Origin of the sequence: Candidatus Dedyshia acidiphila (genome assembly GCF_051025295.1) — a bacterium.
Taxonomy (GTDB): Bacteria; Acidobacteriota; Terriglobia; order Terriglobales; family Acidobacteriaceae; genus KBS-83.
This window is the reverse complement of the sequence record NZ_JBMGJV010000033.1, coordinates 1-13,388: the sequence shown is the minus strand read 5'-3', so window position 1 is coordinate 13,388 and position 13,388 is coordinate 1. Positions and strand designations below refer to the sequence as shown.

The window sequence follows — 13,388 nt, the reverse complement described above, 5'->3', positions numbered from 1 at the left end:
TTGTGATGCGTCAGGGCTGAACGTGCTGAGCGGTGTAAGGTTCCACGCTCTGTTTCTCGTGTCAGGCTGTTCAGACAAAGATGGCCCCCAAGACGCCGGATGCAGGCCAGTCTAAATGAGTGGAGGGTGACCACCATCAAAACAAGAAGTTCTCGCAAGCACTAGCATGGCCGGACAAGTCTCGGGGAGAGCTTTCTCGGCGAATGGATGCCCGACCCCGACCGGCACTCACCTCAAAACGAACGGTGCTCCATCGCGGCGAAACTCGGGGCAAGGCGGCAGGACAACAACTGTCACACTCCAACGTGCGTCTTCCTTCGGATGCTTAGACCTCTCCTCGATCGGGAAGGCGTTCGCTTAGCAAGTGCTTGCCTTCTGCTTTTTTTTAACGCGAACACCTGCTCGGCTAGGTTGAAGCCGCGCAGAAGTGTGACCGGGAGCCGGGGAGCCTTTGCCCTCGAAGTCGTTTATGGACGTGAGCGCTACTAGCGATCTTCCATTTCACCATAGCCGGCCGCCAGGACATCCCTCCCAAGTGCTTCAAGATCCCGCTCGGCGTGCGACTGTCGAAGGTACAGATCGAGTTCGTAGTACCGGCGCGAGATGGTCGGATCAAATGCGAGCGGCCGGGGCCCGAACGCGCGCGGCAGTCGCTGCAGAATTTCGGTTGCCGACTGCTCGACAAGATGACGGAGTATCCGCGCGCGAATACGTGCAGCCAGCGTATCTCCGGGCTGCCGGTCGATCTCGTTCCCACTCTGTTCGAGACTGGCCTTGAGCGACCACACCGCCGCATACATCGCCCCGAGGTGCGCCGACTGGTGCGCGTCCTGTGAGGTCTGCCGCCTCGCGTAATCCAGCAGTCCCTCTGCTCCACCAGCCCAGCAGGCCGCGGGGCCGCACGCGCCGTGCCAAAAGCCGGGCCGCTGCAGGTACCAGCCCGGAGTTGCGATCCGATCGTCGTCACGCAAGCTCACCTCTGCAAACGTGACTGTGCCTGTATTCGTCGACGCGAAAGCAGGCGTCTGCCACTCCGTGAGATCGATTTGCGGCGCGGAGGCACCGTCGCGCAAATCAACATCGATCAATTGGGGCGGTCCGACGCCAGCGGTCACCAGTGCTCGGTCCACCAGTCCTGCACCGCTGCAGAAGTGCTTCCTTCCACTGAGTGACCATCCGTGCCCACGGCGCACCAGCGAGAGCTCGTGTCCGCGACGCTCGGATGCCCACACCCCATACAGCGCACCCGGGCCAGGTGTGCGTCCTGCTTCGAGCAGGATAGCCACTGCGTCGAAGTGCGCCTCGGCCAGACGAGCCAACGAGAGGTCCCGCCGACCGATCGCCATCAGCGCGTGATGGCGGGCAGCTGTGTCCCCGCCTCCGGGGCATGGCATTTGGGTGCTCGCCAACTCGCGAAGCTCGGTTAAAAGCCGATGCTGCTCATCAGAAATCGAGATCGGCGGGGCGCTCGTGGCATTCATGCGGCGTCCTGGTTGTGCGCGGCCAAGGTGTCCGCGAAGGCGGCGGGAGCGCGGCCGTCACGGCGGCCGCTCGTGGTCACACGCAGCAAAGAGGTGGAGATGCGCCGAGCTCCGGCCTGCCCGAGGCGCTGCCACAGGTGATGATCTTCGCCCGTGGTCAGCTCACTCCACCCACCCGACGCGAGATACCAATCAGCGCGCGCACCGAGGTTTGCGCCGTGCACGTGGGGGTGGGTGCCATCGGCGCCGATCAGGTACGTCTCCCGAAAGCGCTGCGGAACGTGTGGCTCGTGCTCAGCGAACGAGTCAATATCGATGATGCCTGCAACGGCATGCACGCCCTGCTGCGCGAGCCGGAGCTGCGCTTCGAGCCAGGTCTCCGGCACAAACGTGTCTGCATCCGTGTTAGCCAGCCAGCAGCGATGCGCCGGGCCACGCTTGCGAAGGAGCGCACATTCAGTACCAATGCGACGAGCTCTTCCTGCACTCGCGACATGCTGATCGAGAACGGTGCCTTCACGGCCCAGCATGTGTGCGGCGATCTCGCTCGTTCGGTCGTTGCAGCTGTCTGCCACCACTATGACATCACTGGTCACCCCAGCGGGCAGCCGGCGCCGCGATGCCCGGATGGACTCGAGGCAGCGAGGCAACAGCACCTCTTCGTTGCGCGCCGGGATTACGATCGCCACGTGCCACGTCGGCACCTGTGCACCCTGCGCAACTCGTATCGGTGCTCCGATCATTCTCGCCTCCAACAATCAAGGCGAAACCCGGTCAGGCGATCCGCATGGGCGTGCTCGAGCCCTGAAAGGGCAGACAGTATCTCGTGCACGCGATCGCCGCTGAGCCGATGATCTGCGGAGTGCCCCAGCCAATGCGCGGCAAGCAGAACGCCACCCGGCTCCAGGTGGGCTACTAGGTGCCGCCCAATGAGCGAGAGCTCTGCCTCCGGAAAGTAGTAGCCCACTTCACTGAGCACGACGAGTTCGAACGCGCCTTCGCGGAGTGGATCGGCGAGAGAGCCCACTGCGAGATGCACGTTCGCGCACGGCGCGCAGCGTTGCTGAGCCCGAGCGACAGCGGTCGGCGAGACGTCGATCGCGTGGAGGTGATCGCAAAGTCTGGCCAGCCGTACAGTGAGCGCACCCACCGAACAGCCCGGCTCGAAGCCCCGCGCGTAACGTCGCCCACCGAGCGCACGCATGATCGTGTCGTACCGGGCCTGCTCGTAGGCACTCGTCTCGAAGTGCCAGGGATCGAGATCACGCTTGTATTTAGCCTCAAAGAAGTCCGCGCTGCCAGTGTCCGTCATGCGGTCGCGAATACCTCGAATGGACGTTTGACTGGCCCGAGCAGCAGCGGCGGCAGAATGGGCTGACCTGAATCGTGCTGCAGCTGCGAACCATGCTTTGCGATTGCTCGCTGCTTTGCAGTAAGTGCTGCTTGATCGAGAGCGAGCCGTCGCAGGTGTACCCCATCCAGTGCTTCCGGACGTAAGCGATGCCAGGTCCAGAAGAACCACGAAGACAAGGCAGCGCCAGTCGCGGACGCGACCTGCGCCGCCGCTCGGCCGCATGCTTCATGGTCGGGGTGCCAGTCGTGCTGCCATGGCGCAACGACATGCCATGAAGACTGAACGATGCTGAGCAGCCGCTGCACAAGCGCACACTCGTCGTCAGCCAGATTGCTATCTCGCAGCTGTAGCCGCACGATGTGGTCTGGCGTGACACCAAGCTCGGCGAGTGCGGCTGTCTGCTCTTCCGTTCGTACCGTGGCGAGCCCTGCCCCGTCGGGGTAAGCCGCTTCTCCGTCTGTGACCGCAACGATGCGGACCGGTACACCGCGACGTCTGAGAAACACAATCAGACCGCCGCACGCTAATGTCTCGTCGTCCGGATGAGGTGCCACGATCACTGTGGGAATCAAGGGAGGCGTCCAACCCGGCAATCCGGCGAGCGTCTGCAACCACTCTTCTTCTGTCGTTCTCACGTCATCCATCAGCAACTTCGATGTGCACGCTGATGGATCTTCGAGATACAGACCTCAGGTAGTTTTGATCCAACGGATAACAGGATGTCGCAACGCAGTAGTGACAGGCGAGTGATTTGGGATTCGGCCGGCCTTCTCGTTCTTGGACGAACACGGCAGTGCGGTGACGCAGAAGTGAAGCCTCCGAGAGAACGGCTCTGGCCTGAGGTTTGTCGCCGGCTAGTTCACGACCAAGGTCAATGTCTGCGTGGTGGTCGAGTTCCCTGCAGTTGCGGTGACTGTCAGTTGGTACGAGCCAACGGCGACGCTGTTGGCTTGTGAAGGCATCGTTGCGGCCGAGGAACTGCCGCCGCAACCGATACCAGTCAACGACAGTCCCAGAAGTGCAATCAAGATCGAAAGCTGACGACCCCTGTTATCTCTCCTGAGGTTTGCAGAAAATCCAAATAGCACGAAGCAGGATGCCAGGCCCAGCCCTGCGAGCTGAAGCTCCAATCCGAGAGCGCGATGCATGGCGACCTGCTGACCAGTCGCAACCAGTACCGTGAAATTCACGACTTGTCCCGCAGTCATGTCGAGGGCCAGAGGCGTGATCGAACAGCGCGCATGCGCCGGAGCTCCGCTGCAGGCAAGAGATACGCTTCCGTTAAAATCTGGGCCCGCAGTGAGCGCAAGGTTGTACAGCGCCGCTTGACCACTCGTAACCGTAGCGCTCAACGAACCGCCTGATTGCGCCGCGACGGAGAGCGCCGCCACGCCAGTCCCGCTCAGCGGCACATTCTGAGGACTTCCAGAGGCGCTGTCCTTAATGGTCAGGGCGCCAGTCTGCTGGCCGAGGGCTGATGGGGTGTAGACCACGGCGACAGAACAGCTGGTTGATGCTGCGAGTGTCGATCCGCACTGCGAAACTTCGGCGAACGGGCCGCTCACCGTGATGGAGGCGATGCTGAGTGGAACCGTTGAGGGGTTCGTAAGTGTGATCGTCTGCGCTGCGGAAGGGGTATTCACGTCCTGACCCTTGAAGTCGACCGTCATCGGAGCAATCGATAACGCAGCGATCGCATTCGTTCCTGTTCCTGCTACGAGAACGATCAGCTTCGAGTCTGGCGCGTCCTCCTCAATCTGCACCTGTCCCTGCTGTGTACCTGTCGCCGTCGGTGAGAAGACAATTGGGATCATGCAGTTCTGTAATCGTCCGAGCGATTCGCCGCAGACCGATCCCCCAATCGAAAACGGAGTGCCTACGGTCGCGCTGCTCACATGGAGCAGTGCTGTGCCACTGTTCGTGACCGTCACCGTCTTGCTGTCCGAGGATGTTCCGGGAAAGACTGCACCAAAGTCGATCGAAGAAGGACTAACACTGGCGAGGGGTGCGCTGACGAAAGTTGACCCAACGCCGCCCGCGACGATGAGATCATCCACGTGATCCCCATTCAAGTCAGTGACCAGCAGTGGGGCGGAGAGATAGCCACCATCGATGAATCCGATTGGCTTCTGGAACGTGCCGTCGCCTGTCCCGAACAGGATCTGAATGGTTTCTTGGGACCCGTCACAGTCAACCGCGATATCCGTCTTACCATCGCCGTCGAAGTCTCCAGCGGTAAGCCGCTGCGGGAAATCCGGCACCGCGTAGTCCACCCGATTGGGGAAGGTGCCATCTCCTTTGCCAAGGAAAACATCCACTTTCGCGCCGGTCACCATCAGATCCAGTTTGCCGTCGCCGTTCAATTCAGCAATGTTGATTCCATTCGGCAGGTCGTCGGTGGCATAAATGACCGGGTTGGCGAACGTCCCGTCACCGTGACCCAGCAGAACCGCGACGCCGGTCGGATTCAGGATCAGGGCGAGATCCAGAATGCCGTCACCGTTTAGATCTCCAGCAATGATGTCTCTCGGAATGCTCGCCAGATTCCAGGAGCGTTGGACCGGCTGAAACGTGCCGTCTCCATTCCCTAACAAGACTTGCAGTGGCTGTGACTCGGTGAATCCGTTACCAAGATCCACGACATCCGGTTTACCGTCCCTGTTGAAGTCGCCCACCACAAAGCTGCCAATCTGTGTGTCACTGTTGATCGTGACTGCCGGCCCGAAGGTGCCGTCGCCTTTGCCCAGCATCAGGCTGGTACCGCTGACGAGCAGATCCAGATGACCATCACGATTGAAGTCTGCTGCGGATGACGAGTTCAGGTAAAGCTGATTGAAGTTCTGTGGCATAGGCGTGGACACCGGCTTTCCAAACGAGCCGTCCCCGTTGCCAGGCGCGACACTGATCACGCCCTGAGTAGGCAAATCGACGGCCACATCTATCTTTCCGTCGCTGTTGAAATCACCCAGAACTCCAGACCCGACGTAAGGTGATCCACCTATCACCGGCAGCGTCTTGCGTGGGCTAAACGTGCCATCACCGTTGCCGAGCAAGATGGTGGCGTAGTTCCCTTGCGAGTCAATCATCGCAATGTCGGTATCGCGATCTCCGTTTACATCAGCTGTTGCAAAGAAGTACGGCTGCGGCCCGGTGGCATAGGCTTGCGGCGATTGGAACGTACCGTTGCCATTCCCCATCAATACAACTGCCCCGCCGTAGTACACACTGGACAGCAGCAGGTCGAGCTGCCCGTCACGATTTAGATCGATAAGAACGATGTGCGCAGATATGAGACCGATGTCGAACGATAACTGCTGCTCCGCCTGAAATGTGCCATCCCCATTTCCCTTCTGTAGCGTGAGCATCGGTCCCTCTACATGTGTGACGATCAGATCGGGGATCTTGTCTCCGGTGACGTCACCCACGGCGATGCCCTCGATATTGTTTCCAGAAGCGAAACTCACAGCCGTCCGAAAAGTTCCATCGCCAACGCCCAGCAGCACGGACGTCAGGCCGGGTGTTCCACCGTTGACACTGTTCGTCACCTGGTTCGCAAGTGCAAAATCCGGCACGCCGTCACCATTCAGGTCGGCGATTGCGAACGCGCTGGGCACGCCACCTGCCGGATAGTCCGCCTCTGTGCGGAAGGTCCCATCGCCTTTTCCGAGCAGGATGCTCACGAAGCCGCACGTGGTGCCGCATTCCCCAGCAGCGGCCAGGTCTGCTTTTCCGTCGTGATTGAAGTCGGCAGTCGCCAGCAAAAAGGGTCGAGCTTGGGATGCGTAACTTATTGGTGACCCGAGCGTGCCGTCTCCGTTGCCGATCAGGACATCCACTCCGTTGATCGACGTGACCGCAACGTCCATCTTGCCGTCACCATTGAAGTCTGCCGTCACAAGCGCCCCCGCAGCGGCGCTCGTAGGGTAATCAGTCTTGACTCCGAGCGTTCCGTCTGGCTGTCCCAGGAGCACAGAGATGCTAGGCACATTCGAGTTCGCAACCACCAGATCGGTGCGCCCGTCGCCATTCATGTCCGCGAGAGCAACACCATGCGGAAACTGGCCCACCGGGAAGTCGGCCCGATTGAAAAAGTACTGGGAAGGAGACGAGCCGAACCCAAAGGACGACCTGCCCAGGGCGAGCAGAAGCACGACACACACAGTAATTCGGTATGAAAGGCGCACGCCTGCCCCCGGAGCCCGCAACATTGCTGAAGATGACTGGCCGCAGAATCATAACCGATTCAGTCCGCCGCTGGTCCTTGCGATCAGCTCGATCGCACGCGCGAGGAGCCTTACTGCCTGCCTTACTCTGAATGTGACAGTCCCGGTCCGGGGTTGCGTTAAGCTGCGCCGGCGAGACTGACGCGCAAACTACTCGCGACAGAGGCATTTGTGACGCCATGCTACCAACGTGTTTGGTTCCGCACCAAAGGGCGAACTTCTCTTATTTTCCGAGGACCGATGCGCTAGATGTTGCGAACATGTTCCGCGGGGGGTCCCCTCGACGTACTCGACTCGCGGCGTCACACAGCGGCGCTCGCTTGTCTTGTTTACGATCAGCCTCGTCAGCACGGCAAAGCCAATCTCGGTTCACTGCGGCTGAGGGCTCGTTTTGGACCAGACTTGCCATTGGAACGAGACGGCCCCGGAATCGTCCGGGGCCGAAGGCTCAAGGACAGTTAAGCAGCAGCGCTTTTCTTCTTGGCGGTACCCCTCAAGGCTGACTTGCCCTTCATTCTGACGGCTTTGTGGGTAGAGGCCGCCTTCGGCTTGAACACTTGCTCGGCTTCAGCCAGCAGATCAGGTTGGCTCTCATGCGGGATGGCAACGTGCTCAGACAACACAAGGCGCAGAGCAAGGTGGGTTAGCTTCTCATCTGCGTTGCTGTCCAGTGCGGCGAGCACAATGTCCTCATCGGATTGGGTCGTGTTCTCATCCCCACCGGCGAAGTGAGTGGCGACCTCTTCAAGAAAGCTGTAGTCCAGGTGGATCAGCGCACGAACGAAGAAGCGCATTTGTGAGGCGTTGAACGATGCGGGGGCATGCTCGACGATGCGCTCGAAGGTCGCGAGCCGGGACTTGCGCAGTTCTTCGCGGCGCTTTTGTTCGGCTTCGACCTCTCTCTGCTTGCGTTCAATTTCGGCTCGGCGCTCCGATTCCCTTTTCTCCTGCTCGGCCTGATGCTCCTCCATCCGCTGCTGGTGTTCCGCTCGCCTCTGCGCGGCCTCTTCCTCCGTCTCCTGTTCTGGTGCGGGAGCGATGACCGGCGGCGGATCAGCAGCGATGCGTCCAGCTTCGCGCGGATTGTGGACGGGGCAGTCTGGCTCAATGCAGACCGTGAGTGTGTGTCCGGCATGTTTGCCGAACACGATGATGGCGGCTTTGCTGTGACTGCACGGCGGCTCGGCATCCGGGTTGTCGGGCGTGTCGAGTTCCCGATACTGGTGTTTCTGCAACGCACCGGGACGCTGCTCCTGGGGTGCTCGCCATGCCGTCTCGATGGCGACAAGCTCGGGTCTTGCGGCCATCTCGCGCTCGATGTGGGCCGACACCTTCGCTTGGAAACAGGGTGCGTCGAGGCATTGGTCGCCCTGCACGTCTGCAAACAGGCTCGTGTTGAATCCACTGCGGCGCGAGCAGGTGACGCAAGCTCCGGCTTCGGGCAAGAGTGTCGAGTCCTCGCGGTCGAACGGAGCGTCCACGAGATTGAGGTAGAGGTTGGTTTGTATCCACGCGCTCAGGTGCTTGGCCGGCAGCAGATGTGCTTCGTCGTCCTGCCAGTCTTTCCGCCAGCAGTTCTCGAAAGCTTCTGCCTGGTGCTCCCGCGGAAGCCGTGCGATGAGGTTGGCATGACTCGCGGTAATGCGCTCTTGTACGAACGCCTCGGCGACTGTCGGGATAAGTTGCAACAGACTCAGCCGCGCATAGATGTGGCTGGCGCTCTTGCCTGACTTCTCGACGAGCGCGGTCACGTCATAGCCGGGCAGGTCCAGAAGACGCTGAAAGCCTTGCGCCTCCTCGTACGGGTGCACATCCACACGTTGCGAGTTCTCGACCAGCTGCCACTCCATCGCAGCAGCTTCGTTCAATTCGACGATGCGGGCTGGGACCGAGAACAGCTCGGCCAATTGCGCGGCACGGAAGCGTCTCGCTCCGGCGACGATCTCGTATCCGCTCGCGTTCGGTCGCACGGTGATCGGCTGAATGAGTCCGTGCTGCCGGATGGACTCTGCGAGTTCGTCTAGTTTGTTCTGCTCGAAGGTTTGGCGCGGGTTGGTGGTCGACTCGTGAATCTGATCGATGGCGATGAACTGGAATGCACTGCTGTTCTGCATGATGGCCCTCCTTGGGGCTTGGGTTCGCGACCGTTGCGGTTGTGGAGCGCACACGCTGCCCTGTATCCGCTCCGTAGGCGGAGAACTTGGGTGTTAGGCGTGTGGCTGTCGCTGCCGCGCGAATGCTTCAGCAAAGCCCTGCTGCTGCAGGTTCCTGTCCCACAACTGGGCGAACCTTACGTGCTGCGCGTACAGCTGCAGGTGACAGCGGTACTGACCGTCTCGAAGGAAGCGGCTCCACTGCTCGATACCGACGTAATCGTTGCGGTAATAGAACGGGTCGAGGATGACGCCGTGCGTAAACGCCAGCTCGAAGCACATCTCCGGGTCGCGCATGGCGTCGCCGTTCTGCTCGCCATAGTGCGCAACCGAGATGGAGGGGAGACCACACGGGCCGGCCTCATCGATGGCCTCGATGACCAAAGCCATATAGGGCGGGTTGTTGATGTGCAGGTGGAGGCCGTGCTGCCAGCCACCTGCGGCTCGGAGGATGCGGAGAACGGTCTCCATCACGCCGCCTCCTCGATCGCTTCCCTGCTCTGGTCCTCTTCGATCGCCGGTGCGGGCGGCTCCAAGGCAACGAGGATGACGCTCGCAGTCTGCTGAATCGCTTCCAAGCTCTCGGCCAACAGCGATGCATTGCCGTGGTAGAGCTGGATGTAGTCGGCGGATGCAGTGCCGGTGACGAGTCCGACGGCCTTGCCCACCACAAAGGCAACCGCCTCGGCTTCGGTTTCGCGGACGGTCTTTGTCGTGGCTGTCCGGCGCTCGGCCTTGTGCAACATCTCGTGCGCGGTCTCATGGACCAGCGTCGAGAACTCTTCGGCCTTCGTCTGACCGGGCAGGATGGCGATACGTCCGCCGTAGCTCATGCCGAGCGCGGGAGCGATCATTGGGGTGTAGACAAGCTCGATGCCCTGCCCTGTGAGGAAAGCGGTCAGCCGCTCGATGCTCTCGCCGGGATCACCCGAGACCTGGTGCACCTCGGGAAGGTCCGCGCCGTTGGTCTGCGAGATGTCGAATACGTACGCGTTACGGAAGCCAAGCAAGGCCCGGGTGTTCTGCTTCGTGATGTCCTGTTCGGCCTCTGCATCCTTCTTGCGGCGGACACCCACGATCGGGGCAAGGATGCGGATTCCCTTCGCTCCGGCGTTCACACTGCGACCAAGGTTCTTCCATGTCCAAAACCCGGCAACGCGGGTGGCGGTCGGCATCTGTCGTGCAATCTCGAGCACATTGCCGAAGCTGTAGTTATGGAACCGGCTCATGGCCGTGAGGTAGTCGGTGAGGGCTTCGGAGTGTCCTGCTTCCAACTGCTCGATCAGGAGCTTGATGTTCGCGGTGATGAGTTCCTGTTTGGTGGTGGGTGTCTTCTTGGTGGGCTGTTCGGTGAGGCTAGCTGCGCTTGTCATGGTGGTTGGCTCCCTGGCTCGGCTTTGGCGTTTGCACGTCCGCGTGGGTCGCGGCATGTACATGCCGAACGCCTCCTGGCGAAGGCGGGGGTAGCAAGGCGCAGGGGGAGGGGTCTCCCCATCCTTGGAGCGGACGCAGAGCGGGAGCGAAAAGGACGGAGCGAAGAGGAGGTCTGCACAAGCGAGCCGGGGTCCCCAGCAGGAGGTCTTTGCCTGCTGGGGTGGTGACGCGCGGAAGATTGGGGACACCCCTTGTGCCGCGCGATCGGGGCAGAGCCCCTTAGCGAAGGCTTGTCAAACGATTTCTGCGCGCCAGCGCACAGGAACTTTAGGGTCGCGTTGCGGCAGGAACAGGCCGCTTGTGGTGGGCGGCCAGCGGCTCCGGGCTTAGACACGGAACCGAATGTCTCCTTGCCGGTAGCAGCCACGGAGGGCCCGATCAGTCCCACACATTCAACCTACGGCTGACGTGGAAGCGAGGCCGGCGTTCTCGGCCACGCCAGAATGTACTTGCTTGAGACTTGCACGGCGTAGGGTCTGAAGTCGTCGATGAGTGCATTGACCTGTATGCTCCAATCGAGCTCGTCCATAAGGCGCCGTCGAGGCTGGCGATCCTCATTTCAACGGGTTACGGTCATGGGGTCCACTGTCACCGCAAAAGTCGCGGGTTCGAGTCGCGTTGTCCAGCAGCCGCGCGCAAGGCTTGCAGTTCCTGCTACGCCGAGCACGCCGAAGCGTAACGAACGGCTGGAACGTTTCGTTGATTTGGGTGAGGGTTCTTTTAAGATAATCATGAATCCTTAAGAGTCTCGCCATGAAGAAAAGTTCGACGGGCATTCGGCTTTCCGCGAGCGATCTGAGCAATTCCCTATCGTGCCGCCACCTGACAGCGCTTGATATCGATGTGGCGACTGGCATCAAGACAGCTCCGGCATGGAATTCGCCGGACGCTCAGATCCTGCAGGAGCGAGGCGTCGCGCATGAAGAAGCATATGTAGAGCACCTGAAGTCGACACGGCTTGCTGCTGTCAGCTTCAGGGCATTCGGCAATGACGACAAGCTGGTCGCTGAAACGCTGCTTGCGATGCAGGCGGGCGTCGATGTCATCGTTCAGGCCGCTTTTGGTGACAAGGATTGGTTCGGGCGCGTCGATGTCTTGCGAAAGACAGCCAAGCCGTCTGGGCTCGGCGACTGGTCGTATGAAGTTTTCGACTGCAAGCTGGCACACGAGACAAAAGCTGCAACGATCCTGCAGTTGTCGCTGTACTCCGACCTTGTCGGAGCGGCTCAGGCTGCGCTCCCTGATGCAATGTATGTCGTTCCGCCCGGCGAGACCTTCGAGCCGGAACGCTACAGGACCTTGGATTACGCGGCCTACTACCGTTACGTGAAGTTCCGGCTTGAGGCGGTCATCGGCGCGAACGGAGTAGGACCCGCGACCTATCCTGAACCCATGCCGCACTGTGACATCTGCCGGTGGCATCAGGAATGCGATAGGGAACGCCGCGGCGACGATCATCTCTCGCTCGTCGCTGGCATCAACAAACTACAGCGTAAGCAGCTCGGCATATGGGAGACAACGACAGTCGCAGCCCTAGCCGCCTACCCGCTCCCGATTCCGCATCGCCCTGTCTACGGATCGCGCGAGAGCTATGTACGTGTGCGCGAGCAGGCGCGTGTGCAGGTTGCCGGGCGCGAATCAGGCAGCCCGGTACACGAAGTTCTTGCGATGACCGATGAGCATGGCCTCTCTCTCCTGCCAGAACACTCTGCCGGAGACGTGTTTTTCGACCTCGAAGGAGATCCGTTCGTCGGCCTGAACGGCAGGGAGTATCTGTTCGGCGTCGCTTTGCCTGACAGAAGCTATGAATGTCGCTGGGGTCTGACCGCCGAGCAGGAGAGGGACGCATTCGTCTGGTTCGTGGATTTGGTGATGGCGAGGTGGGCTGAGCATCCGGGAATGCACGTGTATCATTTTGCGCCCTACGAACCATCCGCGCTGAAGAGACTTATGGGGCGCTATGGGATACGCGAAGACGACATAGACCGGATGCTGCGGGCGAAGGTATTTATTGACCTACATACGATCACCAAACGGTCGGTTCGCGCCAGTGTTGAGCAATATTCCCTCAAAGCACTGGAAGTGTTTCACGGCTTTGCTCGCAAGATTTCCTTGGACGAAGCGGGACGAGCCATGCGGACCTTGCAGCATAACCTTGAGTCAGCACGCGGCACGCAGGTCAGTGATGCGGTCAAGGACGCGATCGTCGCTTATAACGCCGATGACTGCTTCTCGACCCAATCATTGCGGGACTGGCTGGAACGTGAACGGATGCAGTTGGAGAATGCCGGGCATGTTATTGCCCGTCCTGTGGCGACGGACGGCGCCGCTACTCCGGCTGTCAGTGATCGTCAGCGGCGAAGCGCTGCGCTTGCCTCGGCCTTGAAGAAGAACATACCCGTCGACCCTGCTCTAAGAAGCACGGAACAAGCAGCGTCATGGCTCCTCGCCGACCTCCTGGACTGGCATCGGCGTGAGGTGAAAGCCGAGTGGTGGGAATTCTTCCGAATGAAGGATCTTACCGATGAGGACCTCTTCGATGAACGATCGGCGATTGCCGGTCTGACCTTCGCCAAGCGCGTGAGCGTGATTCGCAAGATTCCGACGGATCGCTATTCGTTCGATAAGCAGGAAATGGATGTATGTGCTGGCGACACGATTTGCCAGCGCGGCGAGAAGATCGGAGAAGTTATCGCCGTCGACGCGGTCGCACGCACCGTCGACATCAAGAAGACGAAAAAAA

At 60.5% G+C, this 13,388-nt stretch carries 9 protein-coding genes; 1 reads left to right on the top strand and 8 read right to left on the bottom strand.

Annotated elements, in window-relative coordinates; translation table 11 throughout:
* Positions 1-485: 485 nt before the first annotated feature.
* The 8 genes from AC5IJH_RS13430 to AC5IJH_RS13395 form a co-directional block, all read right to left on the bottom strand.
* Positions 486-1,346: an acyl-CoA dehydrogenase family protein gene (locus AC5IJH_RS13430; protein WP_491903336.1), complete on the bottom strand. Its 861-nt coding sequence runs from the start codon at positions 1,344-1,346 to the stop codon at positions 486-488.
* A 131-nt stretch (positions 1,347-1,477) separates the two neighbouring features.
* Positions 1,478-2,224 (bottom strand): glycosyltransferase family 2 protein, encoded by a 747-nt coding sequence (locus AC5IJH_RS13425; RefSeq protein WP_491903335.1) that lies wholly within the window; start codon positions 2,222-2,224, stop codon positions 1,478-1,480.
* The gene (locus AC5IJH_RS13420) at positions 2,221-2,793 is read right to left on the bottom strand and encodes an SAM-dependent methyltransferase (RefSeq protein WP_491903334.1); all 573 of its coding nucleotides are present in this window, start codon (positions 2,791-2,793) and stop codon (positions 2,221-2,223) included. The genes AC5IJH_RS13425 and AC5IJH_RS13420 overlap by 4 nt, the downstream gene beginning before the upstream one ends.
* A complete protein-coding gene (locus AC5IJH_RS13415) occupies positions 2,790-3,470 on the bottom strand; it encodes a PIG-L deacetylase family protein (RefSeq protein WP_491903333.1) in 681 nt (226 codons plus the stop codon). Before AC5IJH_RS13415 ends, AC5IJH_RS13420 begins: the two co-directional genes overlap by 4 nt.
* Positions 3,471-3,689: 219 nt before the next feature.
* Entirely contained in the window at positions 3,690-6,986 is a 3,297-nt protein-coding gene (locus AC5IJH_RS13410; protein WP_491903332.1) for an FG-GAP-like repeat-containing protein, read from the bottom strand.
* Between the two features lie 530 nt (positions 6,987-7,516).
* A complete protein-coding gene (locus tag AC5IJH_RS13405) occupies positions 7,517-9,172 on the bottom strand; it encodes a ParB/RepB/Spo0J family partition protein (RefSeq protein WP_491903331.1) in 1,656 nt (551 codons plus the stop codon).
* Between the two features lie 93 nt (positions 9,173-9,265).
* Positions 9,266-9,682 carry a DUF6908 domain-containing protein gene (locus AC5IJH_RS13400; RefSeq protein ID WP_491903330.1) on the bottom strand — a complete coding sequence of 139 codons (417 nt, stop codon included), beginning with the start codon at positions 9,680-9,682 and terminating at the stop codon, positions 9,266-9,268.
* Positions 9,682-10,584, bottom strand: coding sequence for an ArdC family protein (locus AC5IJH_RS13395; protein ID WP_491903329.1), 903 nt, complete (start codon positions 10,582-10,584; stop codon positions 9,682-9,684). Before AC5IJH_RS13395 ends, AC5IJH_RS13400 begins: the two co-directional genes overlap by 1 nt.
* Positions 10,585-11,398: 814 nt before the next feature.
* Between AC5IJH_RS13395 and AC5IJH_RS13390 the strand changes: the two genes are divergently transcribed.
* The coding region (locus AC5IJH_RS13390; protein WP_491903328.1) for a TM0106 family RecB-like putative nuclease at positions 11,399-13,388 on the top strand (1,990 nt) is incomplete at its 3' end.